A 26,397-nucleotide genomic window follows, 5' to 3' on the forward strand; every position below is an offset into this window, starting at 1 on the left:
AAAACGATCCTTTTAGGCGTTCCAGGGATGAATAACAACGCCCTGTACAACGCGGTTCACAGTGCCGCTGGCAGAAGGCGTATCCGGTGTATTGCCGATATTGATGGATTGCGTCAAAGCAAAAACCTGGGCGTAGATCAGGAAGCAGAACGCCAATTCCATATCGATGAAAGAGCGTGCTGGCGGCAGCAGAATATGTGGGCCTGCTTCAATCACCTCATGGGTTTGTGCGGCAATCGCGACAACCCGCAATGCCTGCCGATCGCGGCGTAACTCTGCCAGCAGATCGAGATCGTATTGACGTGTATACGGATGGCTGGAAACAAAGACCACTACCAGCGTTTCGTTATCAACCAGTGACTTTGGACCGTGACGAAAGCCTGTCGGGGAGTCATAGAATGCGGCCAGTTTGCCTGCAGTCAGCTCCAGGACTTTCAGTGCCGATTCCCGCGCTGCTCCCTGTAATCCACCGCTACCGAGGTAAACGATCCGTTTCCAGGGTTCATTGCCAAATACACCGTCGCTGAAATCGCCCAGCGAAGTCAGAATCGTCTGGCATCGATCGGCCACGTCACGGAAGGTCTGGCTGTTGATTTTCTCTGGGGCAAATACTGCCAGGCAGCTGGCCATCATGGTGGTAATGCTGCTGGTCATCGCGAAGCCACGGTCATGTGTCTCTGCGGGCATTAACAGAGCAAAGGCATTGTCGCTTGCAACTGCGTTTTGATAGAGGCTACCTGCTTCGTTGCAGGTGATCGGCAGGTGATAACACTCAGGCACAAACTGATTAGCCAGTTCCACTGCCGCAACGCTTTCAGGGCTGTTACCTGAGCGAGCGAAAGAAATGAGCAGCAGCGGATGTGCGGGATTCAGGTAATCCATCGGATTGGTGACCAGATCGGTGGTCGGCACAGCGCTGATGTTTTTACCGGTATAGCTTGCCAGCCAGGGGGCGATGATGTCGCCAATGAATGCTGATGTTCCAGCCCCGGTCAGTATGATCCGCAGATCGTTTTTGCGCAGTAATGGTGCGAGAAAGCTGTCAATGGCAGATCGAATGTTGTCGATATTCGTAAGGGAACGGATCCAACTGGCAGGTTGTTGACGGATCTCTTCTTCGGTCCAGGTGCCCGTTACCGCGGTAACAGGGGTATAGGTTTCTGGCATAACTTAAGTCCTTAGTCTTGTAAATTCCACATAAGACGCTGGCGAGAATGTCGCTATCTTTCGTTTCGTTTCACTTGTTCATCTTGTCGATTGATTAAAATCTATAGGAAAGAAATCGAAAGAGCAATAATCCAAAAGGAAATAAAACGAAATTTGTGATCGTGAGAACGAAAGGTGTGGTTATCTTATTGATCTATAAGAAGTAGGCTTGTTGTAGGATGGTTAGGTATTTACTCAAGCGAAAGGAAAAGAAAGGCCTTGCGATCGAAGACCGCAGGCCAACACGAGACAAAATGAAAGGTCAAAGGGGGAGAGCCTGACCCTGAATCCAGATCTGTTGTAAATGTAGCCCGCTATTGAGCGCGATCGCGTCTGCACGTTTTCCCACTGCTAACGATCCCAGTTGGCGATCGATACCCAACAGACGTGCGGGGTGGAGAGAGGCCATATGAATTGCCTCTTCTGCCGTTATCCCGGTGAGCTCGACCATATTACGTACGGCTGCGTCAACCGAGAGCGTGCTACCAGCCAGGCCACCGGAAGCGGTACGCACAATACCACTGTGCATTTCCACCTCCTCACCGCAGAGTGTATAGCGTCCGTCTGGCATTCCTGCAGCCTGCATGGCATCGGTGATCAGCACCAGCCTGTCTTTGGCGCAACAGCAGCAGAGTTTCATGGCTGCCGGGTGGACATGGTGTCCGTCAGCGATAAGTTCCAGCCAGGCGCGAGGGTCGGTTAACCCTGCGCCAACCATTCCTGGCTCCCGATGATGTAAACCGGTCATACCGTTATAGCAGTGAACCAGTCCGTCAGCGCCGGCGTCAAAGGCTGCGCGGGTTTGCTCCCAGGTAGCTGCGCTGTGTCCCAGCATCACCCGTACGTTGCGCTGCTTCAGATGTTCGATGGCCTGCAATGCACCGGGTTTTTCTGGTGCCAGCGCAACGACGCGCAATGTTTGCTGGGAAATCGCAATCAGTTCATTCAGTTCACTGAGTTCCAGTTCCCTGAAAAGCTCAGGTGGGTGCGCCCCTTTGTTCTGCGGCGTAAAGTATGGGCCTTCAAGATAACTGCCCAGCACCTGTGCGCCGGGCCCTCCGGAATGGTAGCGATGGGCGATACGCTCAAGTGCCTTGTGAATATCCGGTAATGGAGCGGTGACGGTAGTGGGTAGCCAGTTGGCTACCCCTTCACGCGCTTTGTGCATCGCCAGTTTGTCGAGCGTATCCGGTGCTTCATCCATCACATCGGCACCCGCGCCCCCGTGTACGTGGGTATCAATGTATGCCGGACAGAGCAGTTCAGCATCGCGGACCATAACGCCGGAAGGAATTGGCTCTATTGCCGCAATGATACCGTCTTCAATATGCAATTGATGATCGTCCAGCCAGCCCTGTTCGGTCAGTAGACGTCTGGCGCGCAGTAGCAGTGTCATATCCCTTCCTCAACGGGCTTTTCCTCACGGCAGCGTCCCAGCTCGTCCACCAGGCTGGTTAAACCCCGGTGCCCGCACTCCAGCGCCTGCAAACGAAACGCTTCGCTGCTCAGGTCGTCGCGCTCCAGCACCATCTCCAGTAGCAGTTGTAGATTGGTACCGGTGATCACTTCGGTACCTTGCCTTTGCATGGCTAGTGTGGAAGCGACGCGAAATGGTGTTCCGCCCAACAAATCAGTCAGAAACACGATGTCTTGCTGCGCATCCAGTTCACCCACCGCCTGTTCAAGTTGTGAGGTGAGCAAGGCAGTGGTTGAGGTTTCCGGAAAGTCGATGGCAATGAACTGAGTCTGCTCACCCAGAATCTGTTTCATCGCTTTTTCCATTCCGCTGGCAAACCCGCCATGACCCGTCAAAATAATACCTAACATCTACAACCCCTTATATTTACAGGAAATGACAGAACTTACCTACGACGCCGAGCACCACGGTAATGGCGATAAGGCGCAGAGGACTCCAGCCACGGCGGACCAGCCAGAACATGGTTAATGTGTAGACCAGCGGTAAAAAAGCAGGCATCAGCTTGTCTATCACGTCTGTTTGCAGTTTCACTACCGCATCGCCAGCAGTGATTTCCAGCGTAGTGCTCAGGCGAACATAGGTCGCTACCAGCGCACCAATCACCGTCATCCCAACGATGGATGCCGCATGTCCAACCTTTTTGGTGTTAGCTTTAATCAGCGGAATGGCAGCAACGCCCATTCGATAAGCATAGTGTGCTAGCCCAAAGCGCAGACCAAGATGAACCACGTTGAACATAACAATAAAGACAACTGCACCAAGAATAGAGCCTTGCAGCGCCAGGCTGGCCCCGATACCGCCGCAAATAGGCAGTAACGTTAACCAGAACATGGCATCGCCGATGCCGCCAAGCGGCGCACCCACGGCAATCTTGGTGCTTTGAATACTGTTCACATCCTGCTTGGAGCGTTCCATCGCCAGGATAATCCCGATAACAAACGTGACCAGGAACGGGTGCGTGTTGAAGAAGCCCATATGGCCTTTCATCGAACGCGCCAGATCGCGCTTATTGGTATGGATCTTTTTCAGAGCAGGTAACAGGCCGTACAGCCATCCTGATGCCTGCATACGTTCGTAGTTAAAAGAGGCCTGCAACAGCATTGAACGCCAGGCAACACGGTTGATATCTTTTTTCGTCAGCTCGGCACCGATATTCTGGTCTTCGTAGACGTTTTCATTGGTGCCGGACAGCAGCGTTTCTTCGGTTTCGGAAACGTTCGGCAGAGCCGTTTGATTAGATGCCATCTTCGAATTCCTCTTTTTGTGCTGCGGGAGCTGTAGGTTCAGGTGATTTACGCAGAAAATCGATCAGCGCCATTGCCAGTGCTGCGGCGGCGATCGCCAGCACAGGGAGTTTGAGCCAGGCTGCTGCTACAAAACCCAGGATGAAGTAGGGGATATAGACGTTTTTCATCATGATTTTCAGCAGTACGGCGAAGCCGATAGCTGGCATGATGCCGCCTGCCACACCCAGGCCGTCAATTAGACGCGTCGGCAGAACATCTATCGCGGTTTTGGCATGTTCCGCGCCAAAGTAAATCGGCAGGAACGCGCATAAAAAGTAGAAGGTCCCCAACGCGAGCAACGCCAGATAGTTGACCCTCTCAATCCCGGCGGTATCGGCATTCGCTGCCATGCGATCGCAGCGAGCCATCACCCCGGACATCACAGAGAACAGGAAGGTAATCCCCATCTGTACTGCTACGGCGAACGGTACTGCCACACCTACGGCAACTTCAGGTTTCACTCCGGTCGTTATGGCAAACGTGGTTCCCACGATAGTGCCGATAATCACGTTTGGCGGTTGAGCTCCCGCCAGTGGGGCAAGACCCATCCACACCAGTTCCAGCGTACCACCTGTTAAAATACCGGTATGCAGATCGCCCAGAATCAGGCCGACCAGCGGCCCGAGAACAACCGGGCGGTGCATGTGCGTTAACCCATTGAACATATCCAGGCCTGCAATAAAGGCGAGAATACCCAACGCAAAAGCCTGCAACAGACTGATTTCCATTGTGAATCCCTCAGAGAAGTTTATAGAGGTCCTGGGCGGGTTCTGTTGGAACGCCCTGAACGAAGCATTCCACTCCAGCGGCTTTGAGCCCGTTGAACGCCGTAATATCTGCAGCGTCTACAGAAACCGTTTTGGCGATTTGTTGCTTGCCGTTGGCGTAGTGCATATTGCCAACGTTGATACGGTTAACAGGAACACCGCCTTCGACCAGACGGAAGAAATCCGCAGGCGATTTGCAGACCAGCAGAATTTTCTGGCGATCGGCGGCACGGTGAATATTGTCGATCACTTTTTGTAGTGACCAGAAGCGTACGGCGATCCCTTCTGCCAGTACCATTTCCATCAGGTTTTGCTGCACTGGATCTTCAGCCACCTCATCATTAGCGACCAGCACCAGGTTTGCCCCCGCAAACCCGACCCATTGCACACCAACCTGACCGTGAATCAGACGTTCATCAATGCGACTTAATACAATGTTTGGCATGGTATTTTTCTCTTTTTTGTTATGCGTTACGATCTGGAGCACCCAGGCAGGCGCAGTGATATTGCTGCAGTATGTCCTGAATATGGTTAATGATGAGTTCTCGCGGCGTGGCGCTGAGATCTCCCTCGCGCACTTTTACGTACTGCAAAGGTAAATACTGGCTAATCAGCGGTAGTGGAATGGGGTCGTCCGCCAGGTTACGTACCAGACGTTCAAATGCTTCATCAATCTGGCTGTCCGGCCAGTAGTAACGAACCCGATCAGAGTAGCTGTATCCACGGGCCAGACGGCGTGCGTTGCCATCACCGTGATAATGGCTCTGCCAGTACTCTGGTCTATCAAGCATTACGCTTTCCAGCACATGTCGCAGGCCTGAGCTGGCTTTTGCAGGCAGCAATTCTTCTTCAATGGCAGCTAACGAAAACAGCGCTTCGCGCAGGGCGAAGGTAAGCGCGGGTCCCACTTTCAGAATAGCGAAGTGGTCTATCACCAGTTGGCGCAAGGACTGTGGCGTTTGGTAATCGGTAGAATGCGCTTCAAAAACCAGCGTGTCGTAGTCTTCCACCATTTTGCTGAGTGCCACGGCTTTCTGCGGTTGATAATCAATGATGTGCGTGTGGTCGAATTCAACGCCAGGTTGCACGACCAGGGCGATAATACGTGCCCATATACCTTCCAGCCCGCGCTTTTCAAAGGCGTGATAGTGGGCCTGCAGCGTTGCACGTGCGGCATCTGGCGTTGTTACCGCCAGTTCGGTTAACGCTTCGTGTGCGCCACCAGGAACCGGAACTTCTGTGCCAATCACATAGACCAGGTCAGACTCGCCAAAATGTGCCATACAGGTTTCTTCGGCGACTTTGGCCAGGCGTGCGGCGCGCTCAGCGACGATTTCATCCGTCAGTGGAACCGGGTCGTTGGCACAAGACATGCTGCAATCGAGGTGGATTTTTTTAAAGCCTGCGGCGACATAGCTCTTGATCAGATCGTCAGCATTGGCCATTGCCTGTTCCGCAGGCAGATTTTGCCAACGGTTTGGCCCGAGATGGTCTCCGCCGAGAATCAGCATATCCTGAGAAAAATCAAGCGAGTCGGCTAATCGGCAGACAAAACTGCGAAAATCGGCTGGCGTCATACCTGTATAGCCGCCAAACTGGTCAACCTGATTAGAGGTTGCTTCGATCAACAGCGGTGTATGGTTTGCATGGGCGTAGCGTATTGCGGCTTCCAGTACGATTGGATGCGCGGAACAAACGGCATAAATCCCATTTGCCTTCCCCCGTTTATGCTGCTCGACCATTTTAGTTAGATGTTTCACTTTCCTCTCCAGGTCAGATTACTGCGACATCAATCTTTCGTTTTGTTTCATTTAATACTGCATCATGGTGTTATAAAAATAAAACGAAAGATAATAGTTTTCCGATCTGTTTCACAAAAGAAACACAATGAAAGGTTTCAGCGTAAGTTCGTCCGGCTCTTCCCTGCTTGCGGGGCTTGCATTCGCGCAAAAGAAAGGCGTTAATAGACAAAACGAAATAAAACGAAAGGTTCAACTAAAGGATTTCTTATGAGTAACACCGAGTCCTCTGCAGACAAGCGCGTTATTGGCACCAGCGAAAGACGTGAGCAGATCATCCAGCGGTTACGGCAGCAGGGAAGCGTTCAGGTTAACGATCTCTCCTTATTTTTTGGCGTCTCCACGGTCACTATTCGCAACGACCTCGCTTTTCTGGAAAAGCAGGGGATTGCGGTACGTGCCTATGGCGGAGCGCTGATTTGCGAAAGCAATGCACCTGTTGTGGAGCCTTCTGTTGAAGATAAGAGTTCACTTAATACGGCAGTAAAACGCAGTATTGCCAGAGCCGCCGCAGAGTTGATTCAACCGGGACACCGCGTGATCCTTGACTCCGGTACCACGACCTATGAAATTGCCCGCCTTATGCGCCAGCATACTAATGTCATTGCTATGACCAACGGTATGAATGTCGCCAATGCGCTACTGGAAGCCGAAGGGGTTGAGCTGCTGATGACCGGCGGTCATTTGCGTCGTCAGTCACAATCGTTTTATGGCGATCAGGCTGAGCAGTCGCTACAAAATTATCACTTCGACATGCTGTTTCTTGGCGTTGATGCTATTGATTTAGAGCGTGGTGTTAGCACGCACAACGAAGATGAAGCGCGTCTCAACCGTCGGATGTGTGAAGTGGCTGAACGTATTATTGTTGTTACCGACTCGACGAAGTTTAACCGCTCCAGCCTGCATAAGATCATTGATACCCAGAGGATCCATACCATCATTGTTGATGAAGGTATCCCAGAGGAAAGTTTGCAGGAACTACGCCGCAGCGGTGTTGAAGTGATCATTGTTGAGTAGTCCCGCTCTAAAATTCAAAAATGTGATCCCATTCAATTAAACAAAAACAAACCATAAGCGAGCTTTTTTAGTAGCTCGCTTTCGTTTTTTTGCATGCTTCCCGTCTCTTTCTCGCATCTTACCCGCTTTGAGTCTTTTCATTTTTTCGGTTTTCTTCGTTTCGGTTTGCTAAAACGAAAGAAAATAGTCAGTTTTGGTTAAATTAAACGCTGAGTCTGTGCGCACAAATTCACCTTATTGCTTCTGATGTAATATATTCAAAAGAAAACGAAAGTGCTAAAGCGCTAAAACAAAACAACATGAATATTTGATGGAGCAATAGAAATGCTGGATAACTTAAGACGTCGCGAGCAAATAATTGATCTGCTGTGCGATCAGGGTAGCGTTCGTGTCGAGCCACTGAGCGTCCATTTTGGTGTGTCATCGGTCACGATCCGCAACGACTTACGTTATCTGGAGCAGAAAGGATGCGTCATGCGCTCCTACGGCGGTGCGGTTCTCAATCAGCACTTCGCCCTTGACCGGCCTTTGCAGGATAAGGACCGGCTGAATCGCGATGTGAAAACGCGTATTGCCGAAAAAGCAGCCAGCTTTGTGAAAGATGGTGACACGTTAATCCTCGATTCCGGTTCGACCACCACGCTCATTCCTCCAATGTTAAAGAATCGCCGCGATCTGGTGGTGATGACCAATGCGCTCAACATTGCGTGGGAACTGGCGAATTTTGAGCGCGTAGACGTCATGATCCTGGGAGGGAACGTCAGGCAAAGCGTCTATTCATTGTATGGCCCTTCAGCAGAACACCAGCTCAGACAATACCGGTTTGATAAGCTTTTTTTGGGCGTTGATGGATTCTGCCTGGAAGCGGGGATTACCACGCCACATCCGGGAGAAGCACATCTGAATCAGGTAATGTGTGAGGTTGCACAGGAGGTCACGGTAGTCGCTGACTCCAGCAAGTTTGGCCGCAAAAGTTTCTGTATGATTAGCGAAATCAGCGGGATTGACCGGGTGATTACCGACAGCGGTATCCCTGAAAATTATCACCGGACGTTAATCCAGCTTGGGGTGGATGTGGTGATTGCGGATGAATAACTGAAACTGCTGGCGAGATTTTCTCGCCAGCAGTGTTTTAGTGGGTCAGCGTACCCTGTTCAACCAGCAGCAATGCGGCACCGCGAACCCCGCTGGATGCACCATGGATGGCCGGGAATACGCGGGCAGGCTCTAATCCCGGGAACAAGTAACGTGACATAGCCTGCGGCAGCAACGTATAAATTTCCTCGATGTTGGAAACTCCACCGCCGAGAACAAAAGCATCGACATCCAGAATCAACTGCAATTGCGCCAGCGTACAACCCAACATATCAATCCATGCTTCTATGGTTGTAACGGCGCTGGCATTGCCATGACGATAATGCTCCAGCAGAGTCTCCATTTTGAGTTGTTCTCCACTGAAGTGTTTGTGGAGCCACAGTAAACCAGGACCGGATTGATAGCGTTCCAGACACCCTTGTAAGCCACAGCCGCACTTCAACTCCGGCAAGTGATAACGACGCATAAACGTTGCCGGAAGCGGTAAATGGCCGAACTCACTGGCCATTCGGTTGCGACCCCGATACAACTGACCGTCAATGACTAACCCTCCACCCATGCCGGTGCCAATAATGGCACCAAAAATTCGGGAGAACTGGCGAGCCTGCTGGGTATGGGCTTCCGAGAGTGCAAAACAGCAGCAGTCATTGTCCAGTTCAACCGAACGATTGAGGCGGTGGGCCAGATCGTTCATCACCTGGCGTCCTGTGAGGCAAGGCACGTTAGATGACAGTAATTTTCCGGTATGTCTGTCCATAAGACCGGGCATGCCGATGCCAATTTTTCCTTGCGTTCCAGTCGCCCAGTCGGCGGTATCAATAAGTGAAGTAAAGGTCGAAAGAAAGAGTTCATAATCCTGCACTGGCGTGGCGACGCGCTTACGCCAGCAAACCTGCATTTCCTTATCAAAAGCGACAATTTCAGTTTTGGTTCCACCAATATCAACACCGTAAAACATGCCTCATCTCCTCCGGCTTCACAGCGTAACCAGACAGTTTTCCTTGCGAGCGCGCTCTGCGGCAAAGACCATTAAGTGACTTTCCAGTGATTCATCCGGGCCAGAAAGGATCATATTTTGATCGTTGGCCATCACTGCGTGGATGAAGCGATCCATCAGGTAGTAATCGCCACCACCATGCCCCCCCATCTGGGTTTGTGTGCCAGCGGCGATCTCCTCGATCTGATGCACTGTTTCTTTGTCTGTCAGGAAATCAAACACCCGGATCTGCTCGCCATCGCCTTCCAGATAACCTCTGGTACCAAACAGGCGCGTTTTTCGATCTTCCATTTTGGTAAACGCGGTCATGGTAAAGGTCACTGTCTGCTGGTGGGCAAAACGTAAGTTAACAACCTGATGATCCACCACATCATTATCACAACGATAAACGCAACGACCATAAGGCCCATCGCGCAGCGCCTGGCGAACATTCTCTTCGCTAGGATCTGCAGTCAGCACCCGACGGAAGTGTGGAGTGCATTTGTGGTTTTCACCCAGATAAATTTTGCAGGCAGACCAGGGACAGGTTGATTCAACCTGACAATCAAGGCAGCGGTCGGCGGCACCAGCAGGCTGATTCTCTTTCACAAAGTGACTCAGGCTACCAAATGATCCTACGTCCTGGCAGTTGTCGCTCATGATGTAGCGGATCCAGTCCAAATCATGACAGGATTTCTGTAACAACATAAATGACGATTCTGCTTCATTGCGCCAGTTACCACGTACAAACGAGTGCGCCTGATGCCAGTAACCTACGGGTTCGAGATGCTGCATGCTGACAATATCGCCAATTACGCCATCATCAAGCAGTGATTTCAGCTTTTGCGTATAGCGGGTGTAACGCAGGACGTGCGCGACGGCCAGTAATACGTTGTTGCGTTTGACCGCATCAATAATGATCCGGCAATCTTCTGGCGTAGGGGCGAGCGGTTTTTCCAGCAGAATGTGATAGCCGAGATTAGCAAACGCCACGGCAGGATCTTTGTGCATATTATCCTGCGTGCAAATAAGTACCACATCGGCCATTTTGGGTTGGGCCGCAGCTTCTTGCCAGTCGCAAAACACGTTATTTGGGTCAATCTTATGCTGTGCGACAAACTGCTGGCGATATGCCTCTCTGGGCTCGGCAACGCCTACCACCTGCATTCTGTCTGGATGTTCAAGCGCATAGCGAGAATATATTTCTCCGCGCGCACCAGCCCCTACCACTAATACGGTCACTTTATTCGCACACATATAAACCTCTCATTTTTCACTTAGCCTGAATAACGGTCAGGCCAAATTTTCTTCATGTTTTTTATCAAACAAAAAGGCGGCATCCAGATTAAATTTCACTTTGATAGATTCACCGGGAAGTGGGGTCCAGTCGGGTGAGGAGTTAATACGTAAGATCATATGTTGCTCACCAATATCAAAATGCAGAAGGTCTTCGTTGCCCATCCTTTCTACGTTGGTAATGTGCGCATCGAACGCAGAGGCATCATGCTGCGAGGCTAACTGAATGGCCTCTGAGCGGATGCCAAACCAGACGCTGGAGTGCGGATATTGCTCCAGTAGGTTACTCAAGCGCGTATTTAATGGCAGGATTAAATTATCAGCCAGGCGCAGGCCACGAGTGCTGGGGTCAATATCAAGCAGCATAATATTCATTGCCGGATTACCAATAAAACCAGCAACAAATTTATTCCTGGGGTGATGGTAAATATTCCCTGGGGTATCCACCTGCATAATACGACCGCCATTTAGAACGCAAATCCTGTCTCCCATCGTCATCGCTTCAATCTGATCGTGCGTGACGTACACCATGGTTGCGCTCACGCCTTCGTGACGCAGTTGTCGATGCAGTTCTGTCAGCCGCACGCGCATTGAAACACGCAGTTTTGCATCCAGGTTGGACAGCGGCTCATCAAACAAAAAAACGTCTGGCTTACGCACGATGGCCCTGCCAACGGCTACTCGCTGGCATTGACCGCCTGAAAGCTGACCGGGCTTTTTGTCGAGCAATGTTTCGATTTCCAGCTTGTGTGCAGCTTCCCGGACGCGGATATCAATCTCTTCTTTGCTCATTTTCCCTAACAGACTGAATGCCATATTTTTATAAATCGTCATGTGGGGATAGAGGGCATAATTCTGGAAGACCATGGCAACGCCTCGCTCCTTTGGTAGCAGGTCGTTGACGCACTTCTGTCCGATTGCGATATGGCCATGAGTGATATCTTCCAGACCTGCAATCATGCGTAGCAGCGTTGATTTGGCGCAGCCTGATGGCCCGACAAACACCATGAATTCGCCGTCGTGGATTTCAAGATCAACGCCATGGATCGCCTGAAAGCCATTGGGATAGACTTTGCTTACTGCCTGTAATTGAATACCTGACATAACACTGCCCCTTATCCTTTAATTCCGGCACCAGCGATGCCGCGAATAAAATAGCGCTGGAAGAAGATATAAAGTAACAACATCGGGATAATCGCCAGCAATGCGCCCGCCATTAACATCGGATATTCCACGCCTGAACGGCCAGAAAGTGAGGCTAATCCTACTGGTAATGTCATTTTATCCATGGAGGTGTTGACGATCAGTGGCCACATTAAATTATTCCAGCTCCACAGTCCGTTAATAATGACGCAGGCAATCAGTCCCGGTTTAATTAATGGCAGCATAATTTTGAAGAAAATAGTCAGATGGTTATACCCATCCATAATGGCTGCCTCTTCCAGTTCTTTAGGTACTGACAGAAAAAACTGACGTAATAAAAAGGCGCTATATATGCTGAATAAACCCGGTAACACCAGTCCAGGAATTGAGTTCAGCAAACCGATTTTTTCAACGGTTAAAAACTGTGGGATTAAAAAGATCTGACCGGGCACCATCAGAATTGAAATACACAGCATAAACAGGACATCTCGTCCTTTGAAACGCAGTCGGGAGAAACCGTACGCTGCCATTGCCGCAATCAGCGTCTGCAAAATGACGATGACCAGCGTGGAGACGATCGAGTTAAAGTAAAAGCTGCCAAAAGGCATTTCATGCAAGATTTTACCGTAAGCCTGAAACCCTGGGTTGGCGGGTAGCAGTATCGGCGGAAAGGCGATGCTTTCTGCCTGGGTTTTAAAAGAGGTGATGATCATCCAGATAAACGGAACCACCGTTACCAGCGTCGCGAGGATCATCAGGCCGTAAATTAGCCATTTTTCACGTTTTGTCATGAACATCGTGGTGCCTCACTGTGCTTTAAGTCGTTTACCAATCCATATTTGCAGCAGCGTCAGGACCATCGTGATAACGAAAATCACCACGGCGATTGCTGAGGCATACCCTTTTTCATGGTAGATAAAGGCGTATTTATAGAAGAGATAGGCGATGGTCATCGTCTGATCGTCCACCATGGATGAACTGCCAAACAGCAGATAAACCACATCGAAAATTTGCAGCGTTTCGATAAAAGAGATCACCAGTACGAAAAACAGTGTTGGGATCATTAGCGGTAAGGTAATAGACCAGAATCCACGCAATTTGCTGATGCCATCCAGCGACATCGCTTCATAAATTTGTTTGGGGATCCCCTGCAATCCAGCGAGCAGAATGATCATCTTCAGCGCAATAGCCGACCAGATGATAACCAACGAGGCGCTCAGGCGGACGACATCGGGATCGGATAACCAACCGATGGCCGGAAGATCGAAAAAAGCCAGGATCTGATTAATTAAGCCGAAGTTTCGGTTCATCAACCACTGCCAGACCATAGCAATGGCCGCAGGCATAGTGACAGCGGGTAGAAATAACAGCGTGCGAAACAACCACTGACCGCGAATCGCCTGATTCAGGCCAATTGCGAGCAGCAATGACAAAACGGTGATTATCGGTACGCAAATAAAAACATAGGCCAGGGTGTTATATATTGCTGAACGAAACTCATCATCGCTGAATAAATTAATATAGTTATCTAAGCTGATCGTCGTCCAGATCTGAAACTCGCCGAGGTCGGTGAAACTATAAAAAACGTTCTGGAAGAATGGAGTAAAGTAAAAAACAATTAACCCCGCCAGTAACGGCATAATCATTATCCATCCCCAGAAGCGTTCTTCTTTTTCCAGCTTGGTCAGGGATTTTTTGTGCACTTCCCTGGCTGGTAATTGTGGGGATGCAGCTTCATCTGAATAGCTCATACAGACTCCGGGATGCTCACTGTGCAACCAAAATATATTGCGTGGGCGAAAGCGAGAGGGAGCATGGCTCCCTCAGGATTATTTCTGCATTTCTCGTTCAACGCGTTTTGCAACACCAGGCATGACTTTTTCTGGGTCAGTACCCGTCCAGACTTTTTTCAAGCCATCATTCAGGATGCTATTCCACTTGGCGGTATTGGAGCCTGCGGTTGGATATTTATGTGAGAAAGCCAATGAATCGATATAGGCTGAAACATCAATACCCTTAAAGCCTTCAGCCCACTCTTTGGCCACTTTTTGGTTAGCGGGGATCACGACTTTTCCCGTAGCCAGCGTCTGCTGCGCATGCTCAGAACTCATGAACTCAATGAACTTCCACGCCGCATCTTTATGCTGACTTTTTGCTGACATGGCAAATGCCAGGCTATGGGATACACCTGCCTGCTCTGCCATTTTAGGCATTGGTACCACGCCGATGTGATCCTTAATCAGCTCATTTTGAGAGAAGGGTAATGCCCACCATGAGCCTGCGTAGACCATGGCCACTCGGTTGGACTGGAAGACATCTGAGGCTTCCATCTCGCCTGGCGGTTGGATTAGTCCCGCGTTCAGCATGCCTTGAACATCGCGATAGACGGCGATGGCTTTGTCATTGGCAACATCCGTTTTGCCCTCAGGCAGGACAATCTTATCGCCAGCCTGTAATAGCAGGTTAAAATAACTGTCCTGTCCGCTGCTGAATTCCATTGCCAGTGGATAAGACTGTTTATCCAGCCCTTTACGCAACTGCTCTGATTTTTGTTTTAAATCGTCCCATGTCCAGTTTTTATCGGGATAGCTCACGCCAGCCTGATCGAACATTTTTTTGTTGTACCAGACGGCAATTGCATCAATATCCCTTGGGATGGCATATTGCTGCGACTGGTATTGATAGGCATCGACTGAGCTTTTAACAAAATCATCCAGTTTCGGCGCTGATTTCTCTTTCAGATAATTGCTCAGTGGTTCCAGCATGCCATTTTTAACATATTGCTGGAAATTAGGCATATTCATCCAGAATACATCCGGTGCTACATTTCCACCGACTGCTGAACTTAGCTTGATAAAATATTGGTCATAAGGTGTTAATTCAATTTCGACTTTGATGCCAGGGTTGTTTTTTTCGAATTCATTAACGAGCTGTTGTTCGCCAGGGAGTTGATTACGGTCCCATAACGTGTAGCGTAATTTAACAGGCTTTGCGTCCGATTGGCCTTCAGCACTCGCGACGACAGGAGTTGCCAGTAAACAGGAAATAAGACAGGCCAATGCGACATTATTTTTATTCAGGGTATACATAACTTCCCTCTTTATTCAGGTCAGAATGCTTATGAGGTAAATTACAGGAGCCTATGAATAATCTGTTTTACATCGGAGAAAGTCAAAGCGGTAAAAAATAGGGGATTATCGCATTAAAACAAGGTCGTCTTTCGGTAGGTTTCTCTTTTATCAAAACGAAAATATAACATAAAACAATGGTGGCATTATTTCGTTTAATTTCATATTGTTAGGTTAATTTTGTAGGTTTGAATCGAAAAAAACAGATGTTTGAAAAAACCTCTTAAAATGCGAACGTTATCACTTTATTTGTTGTTACATAGACATAAAAAAACGGGGATAAATCCCCGTTTTTTCGTTGGCTTTCGTTTCGATATTCAGGTCACTGGCGCCGGGTTAAACACAGCCAGCTGGTTATGCAGTCCCCACTGGTCCGAGAAGGTTTTCTTACGCCCGCTGGCGACGTCGAGAATAAATTCGAACAGTTTCAGACCCACATCTTCAATGGTTTCTTCTCCGGTGGCGATGGTGCCCGCGTTAATGTCCATCAGGTCAAACCAACGGTTGGCCAGCTCGGTGCGTGTCGCCATTTTAATCACCGGCACGGCCATCAGGCCATACGGCGTACCGCGACCGGTAGTGAACACCTGCACGGTGATCCCGGAAGCGACCTGCTGTGTACCGCAAACAAAATCACTGGCGGGGGTTGCAGCGTAAATCAGGCCACGTTTGGTTGGACGCTGACCCGGCGACAATACTTCGACAATCGCGCTTTTGCCAGACTTGGCAATCGAACCCAGCGCCTTTTCCACCACGTTTGCCAGACCGCCTTTCTTGTTGCCCGGAGAAGGGTTGGCACTGCGATCCGTTTTGCCCATATCAAGGTAGTTATCGTACCAAGCCATCTCTCCGAGCAGGCGTTTACCTACTTCTTCGTTAATCGCACGTGGGGTCAGAAGGTGGATGGCATCGCGCACTTCGGTTACTTCAGAGAACATTACGGTCGCGCCGCAGCGTACTAACAGGTCGGAGGCATAACCCACCGCCGGGTTGGCCGTCACGCCGGAGAACGCATCGCTACCGCCGCACTGCATGCCGACCACCAGTTCTGAAGCCGGGCAGGTTTCACGTTGGCGCTGATTGAGTTTTGCCAGATGACGTTCGGCCACCTGCAGAATATCGGTGACCATCGATTGAAAGCCGACGTGCTTTTCATCCTGCAGGCTGACGATACTGGCGCTGTCGACCGGAATACTTTTCACATCGTGCGTGCCTTCCAGCAGCCGCTCAGGCTGCAGTTTTTCGCAACCGAGGCCGATGACCATCACTTCACCGCCAAAATTTGGGTTAAGCGCAATATTGTGAATGGTGCGAATCGGCACGATGGCGGCTGGAGCATTGATCGCCACGCCGCAGCCGTACAGATGATTGAGCCCCACCACACCGTCAACGTTCGGGTATTGAGGCAGCAGATCGCGCTCAATGATTTTCACCACATAGTCCACCACGCCCGCTACGCAGTGCACGCTGGTGGAGATACCGAGTAGATTTTTGGTACCTACGCTACCGTCAGCATTGCGGTAACCTTCAAAGGTATAACCCTCAAGAGGCGGCAGCGGCTCTGGCACTTTAGTTGCCAGCGGCAGCGTCTCCAGCGGCGGGGCTTTGGGCAGTTCAACCATTGATTCATCAATCCAGCTGCCGCGTGGGATATCGCGAACGGCATAGCCTATCACTTCGCCATAACGCACGATTTCGCCATGAACAGGAATATCCAATAGCGCCACTTTATGACCCTGGGGAATATGTTCAATGAGTTCCAGTCCGTCCGGAAAACGCGTTCCGGCTTTCAGACCATTGTCATTGACAATTATCGCCACATTATCTGTTTCGTGAACTTTAATATAAAACGCCGTTGGCGATTCTTGTCTGATTTCGATGTCGGCCATTGTCCAGTATTCTCCAACAAGGTGGTGATAATAGTGTGGATATTTATATTTTGAATCTAATTGTAAGTAATAAAGATTCGGTATCGTGAAATAAGAATGTCAGGAGTTTAACGTGAAGAATGTGACGATGATCACTTAAACTCAGCAAGGCCGGGTCACCAGGGGTAGCAATACGTAAATGTGTGCATTAGCGCCCAAGCATGTGTGCATATGCCCAAAACATTAATTTAATAACGTGTATTTAATGAGCACTTGCACAATGATTAACGTTGTGCTGATGATTATACTAAATCACGGTTTCATAACGTCTGATAAATTATTATCTATTTTTATTATCGGTAATTTATCACGAGAAATACCCACAAAATAATAATAAAAACCTTTTATGTGCCCGAGGTAAATAGAATGATATTGGATACAGTTGTCGAGAAAAAGAAAGGTACGCACACCCGTTATTTAATATTGCTGATAATATTTATTGTTACAGCCGTTAACTATGCGGACCGTGCGACGCTGTCTATTGCCGGAACTGAAGTGGCGAAAGAGTTACATCTCAGCGCCATCTCAATGGGTTACATTTTCTCCGCCTTCGGCTGGGCTTACCTGTTGATGCAAATCCCCGGCGGCTGGCTGCTGGATAAATTCGGCTCGAAGAAAGTCTACACCTACAGTTTGTTCTTCTGGTCACTGTTTACCTTCCTGCAGGGCTTTGTGGACATGTTCCCGCTGGCCTGGGCGGGTATTTCAATGTTCATCATGCGCTTTATGCTGGGCTTCTCGGAAGCGCCATCCTTCCCGGCTAATGCCCGTATCGTGGCAGCCTGGTTCCCAACGAAAGAGCGCGGCACGGCATCCGCGATTTTTAACTCCGCACAGTATTTCTCCCTGGCGCTGTTTTCCCCGCTGCTCGGCTGGCTGACCTTCGCCTGGGGCTGGGAGCACGTCTTTACCGTGATGGGCGTGATTGGTTTTGTGCTTACCGGACTGTGGGTAAAGTTTATTCATAACCCAACCGATCACCCGCGCATGTCGCAAGAAGAGTTGAAGTTTATCTCTGAAAACGGCGCGGTCGTGGATATGGACCATAAAAAACCGGGCGATGTGAAGTCAGGTGGTCCTAAACTGCATTATATCAAGCAGTTACTCACGAACCGTATGATGCTTGGTGTGTTCTTTGGCCAGTATTTTATCAACACAATTACCTGGTTTTTTCTCACCTGGTTCCCGATTTACCTGGTTCAGGAAAAAGGTATGTCGATTCTGAAAGTGGGCCTGGTGGCTTCGATTCCGGCACTGTGCGGGTTTTTCGGTGGCGTGCTCGGCGGCGTGTTCTCTGATTATCTGATTAAACGTGGTTTCAGCATTACCCTGGCGCGTAAGCTGCCGATAGTGCTCGGCATGTTGCTCGCATCGACCATTATTCTGTGTAACTACACCGATAATACCGCTCTTGTGGTGGCGCTGATGGCGCTGGCGTTCTTCGGTAAAGGTTTCGGCGCGCTGGGTTGGCCGGTGATTTCCGATACCGCGCCGAAAGAGATTGTCGGTCTGTGCGGTGGGGTATTTAACGTATTTGGCAACGTGGCTTCCATCGTCACCCCGCTGGTGATTGGGTATCTGGTGAGCGAGCTGCACTCATTTAATGCTGCGCTGATGTTTGTAGGGTGCTCGGCGCTGATGGCAATGGTTTGCTACCTGTTTATTGTCGGTGACATTAAACGTATGGAATTGCAGAAATAAACAAAGGTATAGGCGATGAATAACACGATTTTCCCGAATAAGTTTAAAGCGGCCCTCGCGGCGCAACAAATTCAGATTGGCTGCTGGTCTGCATTGGCCAGCCCAATCAGTACCGAAGTTTTAGGCCTGGCAGGTTTTGACTGGCTGGTACTGGATGGCGAACATGCGCCGAATGATATCTCGACGTTTATTCCGCAATTGATGGCGCTGAAAGGCAGCGACAGCGCGGCGGTAGTGCGTGTACCAACCAACGAGCCGGTAATTATCAAGCGTCTGCTGGATATCGGGTTTTACAACTTCCTGATCCCGTTCGTTGAGACGGAAGAAGAAGCGGTTAACGCTGTGGCGTCGACCCGCTATCCGCCGGAAGGTATTCGCGGCGTGTCCGTATCCCATCGCGCCAATATGTTTGGCACCGTACCGGACTACTTTGCGCAGTCGAATAAGAACATCACCATCATCGTGCAGATCGAAAGTCAGCAGGGCGTTGATAACGTTGACGCAATCGCGGCGACAGAAGGCGTTGACGGTGTCTTCGTCGGACCAAGCGATCTGGCTGCGGCGCTAGGTCACCTCGGCAATGCGTCACATCCTGATGTGCAGAAAGCTATCCAGCACATTTTTGCCCGCGCGAAAGCACACGGCAAACCAAGCGGCATTCTGGCCCCGGTAGAGGCGGATGCGCGTCGTTATCTGGAGTGGGGCGCGACGTTTGTTGCCGTTGGCAGCGACCTTGGCGTGTTCCGTTCAGCCACGCAGAAACTGGCTGATTCTTTTAAGAAATAACCACCATCGACAGTAGAGAGAGATAAAGACATGACAATGAAAGTTGGTTTTATTGGCCTCGGTATTATGGGTAAACCAATGAGTAAAAACCTCCTCAAGGCAGGTTACTCGCTGGTGGTTGCTGACCGTAACCCGGAGTCCATTGCGGAAGTGATTGCCGCAGGCGCTGAAACCGCCGCCACGGCGAAAGATATCGCTGAGCAGTGTGATGTGATCATCACCATGCTGCCGAACTCTCCGCATGTTAAGGAAGTAGCACTGGGTGAAGGCGGCATTATTGAAGGGGCGAAACCGGGCACAGTGCTTATCGACATGAGCTCCATTGCACCGTTGGCCAGCCGTGAAATTAGCGACGCGCTGAAAGCGAAAGGCGTGGATATGTTGGATGCGCCGGTCAGCGGCGGCGAGCCAAAAGCGATTGACGGCACGTTGTCGGTGATGGTCGGCGGCGATAAAGCGATTTTCGACAAGTACTACGATCTGCTGAAAGCGATGGCAGGCTCCGTGGTGCATACCGGTGAAATTGGCGCGGGTAACGTCACCAAGCTGGCGAATCAGGTGATTGTGGCGCTGAACATTGCCGCGATGTCTGAAGCGCTGACGCTGGCGACCAAAGCGGGTGTGAATCCGGACCTGGTGTATCAGGCGATCCGTGGTGGGCTGGCAGGCAGCACCGTGCTGGATGCGAAAGCGCCGATGGTGATGGATCGCAACTTTAAACCAGGTTTCCGTATTGACCTGCATATCAAAGACCTGGCGAACGCGCTGGATACCTCTCATGGCGTTGGCGCTCAGTTGCCGCTGACTGCAGCAGTCATGGAGATGATGCAAGCGCTACGCGCAGATGGATTGGGTACAGCCGATCACAGTGCGCTTGCATGCTACTACGAAAAACTGGCGAAAGTGGAAGTCACTCGCTAACAAGAAGGGCGCGGATGCGCGCCCTGTATTTCTTGCCTTGCGCGGCACAGTCAGGCTACATAACTATGAAAATCGTAATTGCCCCAGACTCTTATAAAGAAAGCCTTTCTGCCACCGAGGTAGCTCAGGCAATAGAAAAAGGATTTCGGGAAATTTTCCCCGATGCGCAATATGTTTCTGTTCCGGTTGCCGATGGCGGCGAAGGAACGGTTGAAGCCATGATTGCCGCGACGCAAGGGAGTGAGCATTCAGCGCAAGTAACGGGGCCGCTGGGCGAAAAAGTGAATGCCTGCTGGGGCATGTCCGGAGATGGTAAAACCGCGTTTATCGAAATGGCGGCAGCCAGCGGTCTGGCGTTGGTGCCTCCTGAAAAGCGCAACCCTTTAGTCACTACGTCACGCGGTACCGGAGAGCTGATTTTGCAGGCGCTGGATAGCGGTGCGCAGAGCATCATTATTGGCATCGGCGGCAGTGCCACCAACGACGGTGGCGCGGGTATGGTGCAGGCGCTGGGGGCAAAACTTTGCGACGCCAACGGGACAGAAATTGGCTATGGTGGTGGAAGCCTGATGAGTCTGAACTCCATCGATATCTCGGGTCTGGATCCGCGCTTAAAAACCTGTTCCATTCGCGTGGCCTGTGATGTGACTAATCCACTCATCGGCGATTCTGGCGCTTCGCGCATTTTTGGCCCGCAGAAAGGGGCGACGGAAGAACGCATTCTCGAACTGGACCGTAATCTGTCTCATTATGCCGACATCATTAAAAAATCGCTGCGGGTCGATGTGAAAGATGTGCCAGGCTCCGGTGCGGCAGGTGGAATGGGCGCGGCATTAATGGCTTTTTTAGGCGCCGAGCTGCGCAGCGGTATCGAGATTGTGACCCAGGCGCTCAATCTGGAAGAGCATATTCACGACTGTACGCTGGTGGTGACCGGCGAAGGGCGGATCGACAGCCAGAGCATTCACGGCAAAGTGCCGGTAGGCGTGGCGAATGTCGCGAAGAAGTACCACAAGCCGGTTATTGGTATTGGCGGCAGCCTGACGCGCGATGTGGAGGTAGTGCATCAATATGGTATCGATGCGGTATTTAGCGTATTGACCAGCATCAGCACGCTGGAAGAGGCCTTCCGTGGGGCATTTGATAATATTTATCGCGCCTCAAGAAACATCGCTGCCACGTTAGCGATAGGAATGCGCAGTGCGGGGTGACATTGCCCCGCAAACCCTCTATACTGCGCGCCGAAGCTGACCAGACAGTCGCCGCTTCGTCGTCGTCCTCTTCGGGGGAGACGGGCGGAGGGGAGGAAAGTCCGGGCTCCATAGGGCAGGGTGCCAGGTAACGCCTGGGGGGGAAACCCACGACCAGTGCAACAGAGAGCAAACCGCCGATGGCCCACGCAAGTGGGATCAGGTAAGGGTGAAAGGGTGCGGTAAGAGCGCACCGCGCGGCTGGTAACAGTCCGTGGCACGGTAAACTCCACCCGGAGCAAGGCCAAATAGGGGTTCACAAGGTACGGCCCGTACTGAACCCGGGTAGGCTGCTTGAGCCAGTGAGCGATTGCTGGCCTAGATGAATGACTGTCCACGACAGAACCCGGCTTATCGGTCAGCTTCACTCTTTAATAAAACCCCGCTTCGGCGGGTTTTTTGCTTTCTGGGCAGGTTGCCATGCCTGATGGCGCTGCGCTTATCAGGCCTACGGGGGGAGAGACTGGTTTTGTAGGCCGGATAAGGTGTTTACACCGCCATCCGGCAGAGGTTTTACAGCGAGCATTGAGATTGGTTTTCGAGGATGCAGGCGCTTATTTCCTTCTTATCTAATTTTTATATCCCTATTATTTATGCACCGAATTTCTTTTATCTGAGGGGAATGTGTCGGTGGATATTTCTAATTTTGTGACGACCAACACAAAACACTGTGCGATACGTTTTTCTCGAGAATAATCGAACGCAATCGATCGCCGTCACAAAATTACTTGCTAATAAATTGCACAAAATCAGTGTTAATATAATGTTGCATATGATAATTGTTTGTGTTTTTTAGATTGAATTTTAATAAACGCAATGTTTCTTTACAAACAAATATGGCGAAAAAATGTGATGCATAACGTTATTTAATCGCCATAATCATTAAAATATAATTAAATTTGATAAGTTGTTTATTAAATTTAAGCGCCATCTTGCCTGATAATTGTTCTGTAATTGATTGAAATATAGCCTTTCATGGTTTTAAAAAATAGTGGAAAAAATGGGGGGTTATAGCCATAAAAAATCGTTATCCCCCCATCTTTTTTTGACTAAAATCAGGATAAAGTGAGATCGATAATTCATATCTATATGATTATTAAGTGATTTAAATTTCAACGATAGTCTTACAAAATGTAAGTCAAGGGGATTTGTGAGGGGTAGCACATATCCTTGTTCGCTTAATTTGGTACACTTCCTGCCGTCAACAAAGTAATTAACGCAGGTCGATATGAATACTATTACACTCCCTAAAACACAGCACTTAGTGGTCTTTCAGGAAGTCATTAGAAGCGGTTCTATCGGCTCAGCTGCAAAAGAATTAGGTTTAACCCAACCCGCTGTCAGTAAAATCATCAATGATGTTGAGGCTTATTTTGGTATTGAGTTAGTTGTACGTAAAAATACTGGTGTGACATTGACTCAGGCAGGTCAGGTGATGCTCTCATGGTCTGAATCTATTACCCGTGAAATGAAAAACATGGTTGATGAGATGAACAGTATGACGAGCAATGCGGTCGTTGATGTGTCGTTTGGCTTTCCTTCACTGATTGCCTTCACCATCATGTCCGGCATGATTAAAAAATTCAAAGAAGTGTTCCCGAAAGCGCAGGTTTCTATGTATGAAGCTCAGCTCTCCTCCTTCTTACCGGCGATTCGTGACGGACGGCTGGATTTCGCCATCGGTACGCTGAGTGATGAGATGAAACTGCACGATCTGCATGTTGAGCCGCTCTTTGAGTCAGACTTTATCCTGGTTGCCAGCAAGTCCCGAACATGCACCGGCATCACCTCGCTGAGCGCGTTGAAAAACGAACAGTGGGTGTTGCCACAAACGAATATGGGGTACTACAGCGAACTTCTTACCACGTTACAGAATAATGGCATCAGCAGTGAAAACATCGTTAAAACAGACTCTGTCGTTACGATTTATAATCTTGTTCTCAATGCTGATTTCTTAACAGTAATTCCCTGCGATATGACCACACCGTTTGGCTCAAACCAGTTTATTACTATCCCGGTAGAAGAAACCTTACCCGTCGCGCGTTATGCCGCCGTGTGGTCGAAAAATTATCGAATTAAAAAAGCAGCATCTATTTTGGTGGAATTAGCCAAAGAGTATTCATCATATAATTGTCGGAGACGAAGGCAATTAATTGAAATTGATTAAAGATTAAATTTGTTTTAACACGAAATAAACGCCATTTGTCTATATCTGACAATGGTCACGGCTATCTATTTACTTTAATACCCAGGTAAGAGGTTCTAATGCACATTACATACGATCTCCCAGTTGCAATTGAAGATATCCTCGAAGCGAAAAAAAGACTTGCGGGGAAAATTTATAAAACGGGAATGCCTCGCTCTAACTATTTTAGTGAACGTTGCAAAGGGGAAATTTTCCTCAAGTTTGAAAACATGCAGCGTACCGGTTCATTTAAAATCCGTGGTGCTTTTAACAAGCTCAGTTCATTAACCGAAGCTGAAAGATGTAAGGGCGTGGTGGCTTGCTCTGCAGGTAACCATGCGCAAGGTGTTTCTCTCTCCTGCGCTATGCTCGGAATCGACGGCAAAGTGGTGATGCCGAAAGGCGCACCGAAGTCTAAAGTAGCGGCAACCTGCGATTATTCCGCAGAAGTTGTGCTGCACGGCGACAACTTCAACGACACCATCGCTAAGGTTAGCGAGATTGTGGAAACTGAAGGCCGTATCTTTATTCCACCCTATGATGACCCGAAAGTTATTGCTGGTCAGGGCACTATTGGTCTGGAAATTCTGGAAGACTTGTACGATGTCGATAACGTGATTGTGCCAATTGGCGGTGGTGGACTGATTGCTGGTATTGCGGTGGCAATTAAATCTATTAACCCGACCATTAAAATTATTGGCGTACAGTCTGAAAACGTTCACGGCATGGCGGCTTCTTTCCACGCTGGAGAAATAACCACGCACCGAACGACCGGCACCCTGGCGGATGGTTGTGACGTTTCCCGCCCGGGTACTTTAACGTATGAAATTGTTCGTGAGTTGGTGGATGACATTGTCCTGGTCAGCGAAGATGAAATTCGCAACAGCATGGTGGCATTAATTCAGCGAAATAAAGTTGTGACTGAAGGTGCCGGCGCGCTGGCATGCGCAGCATTATTAAGCGGGAAATTAGATAGCTATATCCAGAACAGAAAAACAGTCAGCATTATTTCTGGCGGTAATATCGACCTTTCTCGTGTATCTCAAATTACTGGTTTAGTTGACGCTTAATATACTTCGTTGAGGATAGGATATGAGTACTACTGATAGCATTGTATCCAGCCAGACAAAACAGTCGTCCTGGCGCAAATCGGACACCACCTGGACACTGGGTTTATTTGGTACAGCCATCGGCGCTGGGGTGCTGTTCTTCCCTATCCGCGCAGGTTTTGGCGGACTGATCCCCATTCTGATCATGCTGGTGCTAGCATACCCCATCGCCTTCTATTGCCACCGTGCGCTGGCACGCCTGTGTCTTTCCGGTTCTAACCCTTCCGGTAACATCACAGAAACGGTTGAAGAGCACTTTGGTAAAACGGGCGGCGTGGTTATCACGTTCCTCTACTTCTTTGCGATCTGTCCGCTGCTGTGGATTTATGGCGTCACCATTACCAACACCTTTATGACCTTCTGGGAAAACCAGCTGCAGATGCCAGCGTTAAACCGTGGCTTCGTGGCGCTGTTCCTGCTGCTGTTGATGGCATTCGTCATCTGGTTTGGTAAAGATCTGATGGTTAAAGTGATGAGCTACCTGGTATGGCCGTTCATTGCCAGCCTGGTGCTTATCTCTCTGTCACTGATTCCTTACTGGAACTCTGCGGTTATCGATCAGGTTGATATCAGCAATATCGCCCTGACTGGCCATGACGGCATCCTGGTTACCGTATGGCTGGGTATTTCCATCATGGTGTTCTCTTTCAACTTCTCGCCAATCGTTTCTTCCTTCGTCGTCTCTAAACGTGAAGAGTATGAGAAAGATTACGGTCGTGAATTTACCGAGCAGAAGTGTTCCAAAATCATCTCCCGCGCCAGTATGCTGATGGTTGCGGTGGTAATGTTCTTCGCCTTTAGCTGCCTGTTCACGCTGTCTCCGGCAAACATGGCGGATGCGAAAGCGCAAAACATTCCAGTGCTGTCTTACCTGGCGAACCACTTCGCTTCACTGTCCGGTACGAAGTCCACCTTCGCAACTGTTCTGGAGTACGGTGCTTCAATTATCGCACTGGTTGCTATCTTCAAATCTTTCTTCGGCCACTATCTGGGCACGCTGGAAGGTCTGAACGGTCTGGTGCTGAAGTTTGGTTATAAAGGCGATAAAACGAAAGTTTCTGCCGGCAAACTTAATACCATCAGCATGATCTTCATCATGGGCTCCACCTGGGTTGTGGCTTACGCCAACCCGAACATCCTGGACCTGATTGAAGCAATGGGCGCGCCGATTATTGCCTCTCTGCTCTGCCTGCTGCCGATGTATGCCATCCGTAAAGCGCCATCACTGGCGAAATACCGTGGCCGTCTGGATAACGTGTTTGTTACCGTGATTGGTCTGCTGACCATCCTGAACATCGTCTACAAACTGTTTTAATCCTTAAGCTCA

At 49.8% G+C, this 26,397-nt stretch carries 23 protein-coding genes and 1 other RNA gene; 10 read left to right on the forward strand and 14 right to left on the reverse strand.

Going from position 1 to position 26,397, the window contains the following annotated elements; genetic code table 11:
- Nucleotides 1-12: 12 nt before the first annotated feature.
- The 7 genes from OGY04_RS02780 to kbaZ form a co-directional block, all read right to left on the reverse strand.
- Nucleotides 13-1,167, reverse strand: a complete 1,155-nt coding sequence (locus OGY04_RS02780) for an AgaS family sugar isomerase (protein ID WP_008785901.1) — start codon at nucleotides 1,165-1,167, stop codon at nucleotides 13-15.
- Nucleotides 1,168-1,468: 301 nt separating this feature from the next.
- The gene (nagA, locus tag OGY04_RS02785) at nucleotides 1,469-2,602 is read right to left on the reverse strand and encodes an N-acetylglucosamine-6-phosphate deacetylase (RefSeq protein ID WP_286584704.1); all 1,134 of its coding nucleotides are present in this window, start codon (nucleotides 2,600-2,602) and stop codon (nucleotides 1,469-1,471) included.
- Nucleotides 2,599-3,033 (reverse strand): PTS galactosamine/N-acetylgalactosamine transporter subunit IIA, encoded by a 435-nt coding sequence (gene agaF / locus OGY04_RS02790; RefSeq protein ID WP_008785899.1) that lies wholly within the window; start codon nucleotides 3,031-3,033, stop codon nucleotides 2,599-2,601. Before agaF ends, nagA begins: the two co-directional genes overlap by 4 nt.
- A gap of 16 nt (nucleotides 3,034-3,049) precedes the next feature.
- On the reverse strand, nucleotides 3,050-3,928 hold the full coding sequence (gene agaE, locus OGY04_RS02795) for a PTS N-acetylgalactosamine transporter subunit IID (protein ID WP_003024929.1): 879 nt from the start codon (nucleotides 3,926-3,928) through the stop codon (nucleotides 3,050-3,052).
- A complete protein-coding gene (gene agaW / locus OGY04_RS02800) occupies nucleotides 3,918-4,697 on the reverse strand; it encodes a PTS N-acetylgalactosamine transporter subunit IIC (RefSeq protein ID WP_003839998.1) in 780 nt (259 codons plus the stop codon). The genes agaE and agaW overlap by 11 nt, the downstream gene beginning before the upstream one ends.
- Nucleotides 4,698-4,707: 10 nt before the next feature.
- The gene (gene agaV / locus OGY04_RS02805; protein WP_003024925.1) at nucleotides 4,708-5,181 is read right to left on the reverse strand and encodes a PTS N-acetylgalactosamine transporter subunit IIB; all 474 of its coding nucleotides are present in this window, start codon (nucleotides 5,179-5,181) and stop codon (nucleotides 4,708-4,710) included.
- A 19-nt stretch (nucleotides 5,182-5,200) separates the two neighbouring features.
- Nucleotides 5,201-6,496, reverse strand: a complete 1,296-nt coding sequence (kbaZ, locus tag OGY04_RS02810; RefSeq protein WP_020996349.1) for a tagatose-bisphosphate aldolase subunit KbaZ — start codon at nucleotides 6,494-6,496, stop codon at nucleotides 5,201-5,203.
- 249 nt (nucleotides 6,497-6,745) lie between these two features.
- Between kbaZ and OGY04_RS02815 the strand changes: the two genes are divergently transcribed.
- Together OGY04_RS02815 and agaR are read left to right on the forward strand one after the other, a co-directional pair.
- Nucleotides 6,746-7,552: a DeoR family transcriptional regulator gene (locus OGY04_RS02815; protein WP_003024922.1), complete on the forward strand. Its 807-nt coding sequence runs from the start codon at nucleotides 6,746-6,748 to the stop codon at nucleotides 7,550-7,552.
- Nucleotides 7,553-7,876: 324 nt separating this feature from the next.
- Nucleotides 7,877-8,647, forward strand: coding sequence for a transcriptional repressor AgaR (gene agaR, locus OGY04_RS02820; protein WP_003024920.1), 771 nt, complete (start codon nucleotides 7,877-7,879; stop codon nucleotides 8,645-8,647).
- 37 nt (nucleotides 8,648-8,684) lie between these two features.
- On the opposite strand, the gene OGY04_RS02825 is transcribed toward agaR, so the two are convergent.
- From OGY04_RS02825 to garD, 7 genes are all read right to left on the reverse strand, one after another.
- Complete coding sequence (locus OGY04_RS02825) at nucleotides 8,685-9,605, reverse strand: ROK family protein (protein ID WP_008785896.1); 921 nt, start codon at nucleotides 9,603-9,605, stop codon at nucleotides 8,685-8,687.
- A gap of 18 nt (nucleotides 9,606-9,623) precedes the next feature.
- Entirely contained in the window at nucleotides 9,624-10,880 is a 1,257-nt protein-coding gene (locus OGY04_RS02830) for a Gfo/Idh/MocA family protein (protein ID WP_048236827.1), read from the reverse strand.
- 36 nt (nucleotides 10,881-10,916) lie between these two features.
- Nucleotides 10,917-12,023, reverse strand: a complete 1,107-nt coding sequence (locus OGY04_RS02835; protein WP_286584705.1) for an ABC transporter ATP-binding protein — start codon at nucleotides 12,021-12,023, stop codon at nucleotides 10,917-10,919.
- Between the two features lie 11 nt (nucleotides 12,024-12,034).
- Nucleotides 12,035-12,859, reverse strand: a complete 825-nt coding sequence (locus tag OGY04_RS02840) for a carbohydrate ABC transporter permease (RefSeq protein WP_003024907.1) — start codon at nucleotides 12,857-12,859, stop codon at nucleotides 12,035-12,037.
- A gap of 9 nt (nucleotides 12,860-12,868) precedes the next feature.
- Nucleotides 12,869-13,813 (reverse strand): carbohydrate ABC transporter permease, encoded by a 945-nt coding sequence (locus OGY04_RS02845; RefSeq protein WP_048236826.1) that lies wholly within the window; start codon nucleotides 13,811-13,813, stop codon nucleotides 12,869-12,871.
- A 78-nt stretch (nucleotides 13,814-13,891) separates the two neighbouring features.
- A complete protein-coding gene (locus OGY04_RS02850; RefSeq protein ID WP_234692427.1) occupies nucleotides 13,892-15,151 on the reverse strand; it encodes an ABC transporter substrate-binding protein in 1,260 nt (419 codons plus the stop codon).
- Between the two features lie 356 nt (nucleotides 15,152-15,507).
- On the reverse strand, nucleotides 15,508-17,079 hold the full coding sequence (garD, locus tag OGY04_RS02855) for a galactarate dehydratase (RefSeq protein WP_286584708.1): 1,572 nt from the start codon (nucleotides 17,077-17,079) through the stop codon (nucleotides 15,508-15,510).
- Nucleotides 17,080-17,484: 405 nt separating this feature from the next.
- On the opposite strand from garD, the gene garP reads away from it, so the two are divergent.
- The 8 genes from garP (at nucleotide 17,485) to tdcC (ending at nucleotide 26,385) form a co-directional block, all read left to right on the forward strand.
- Entirely contained in the window at nucleotides 17,485-18,819 is a 1,335-nt protein-coding gene (garP, locus tag OGY04_RS02860; RefSeq protein ID WP_008785890.1) for a galactarate/glucarate/glycerate transporter GarP, read from the forward strand.
- 15 nt (nucleotides 18,820-18,834) lie between these two features.
- Nucleotides 18,835-19,605, forward strand: coding sequence for a 2-dehydro-3-deoxyglucarate aldolase (garL, locus tag OGY04_RS02865; RefSeq protein WP_008785889.1), 771 nt, complete (start codon nucleotides 18,835-18,837; stop codon nucleotides 19,603-19,605).
- Between the two features lie 30 nt (nucleotides 19,606-19,635).
- Nucleotides 19,636-20,526 carry a 2-hydroxy-3-oxopropionate reductase gene (garR, locus tag OGY04_RS02870; RefSeq protein WP_003828600.1) on the forward strand — a complete coding sequence of 297 codons (891 nt, stop codon included), beginning with the start codon at nucleotides 19,636-19,638 and terminating at the stop codon, nucleotides 20,524-20,526.
- Between the two features lie 65 nt (nucleotides 20,527-20,591).
- A complete protein-coding gene (gene garK / locus OGY04_RS02875) occupies nucleotides 20,592-21,737 on the forward strand; it encodes a glycerate 2-kinase (protein ID WP_032934186.1) in 1,146 nt (381 codons plus the stop codon).
- A gap of 32 nt (nucleotides 21,738-21,769) precedes the next feature.
- An RNA gene (gene rnpB, locus OGY04_RS02880) (RNase P RNA component class A) lies at nucleotides 21,770-22,146 on the forward strand.
- An 858-nt stretch (nucleotides 22,147-23,004) separates the two neighbouring features.
- Entirely contained in the window at nucleotides 23,005-23,943 is a 939-nt protein-coding gene (gene tdcA, locus OGY04_RS02885; protein ID WP_003828596.1) for a transcriptional regulator TdcA, read from the forward strand.
- A 98-nt stretch (nucleotides 23,944-24,041) separates the two neighbouring features.
- Nucleotides 24,042-25,031, forward strand: coding sequence for a bifunctional threonine ammonia-lyase/L-serine ammonia-lyase TdcB (gene tdcB / locus OGY04_RS02890; protein WP_003828594.1), 990 nt, complete (start codon nucleotides 24,042-24,044; stop codon nucleotides 25,029-25,031).
- A gap of 22 nt (nucleotides 25,032-25,053) precedes the next feature.
- Nucleotides 25,054-26,385 carry a threonine/serine transporter TdcC gene (gene tdcC / locus OGY04_RS02895; protein WP_008785886.1) on the forward strand — a complete coding sequence of 444 codons (1,332 nt, stop codon included), beginning with the start codon at nucleotides 25,054-25,056 and terminating at the stop codon, nucleotides 26,383-26,385.
- Nucleotides 26,386-26,397: the final 12 nt, after the last annotated feature.

The sequence above is a fragment of the Citrobacter sp. Cpo091 genome, from assembly GCF_030332645.1.
Lineage (GTDB): Bacteria > Pseudomonadota > Gammaproteobacteria > Enterobacterales > Enterobacteriaceae > Citrobacter > Citrobacter portucalensis.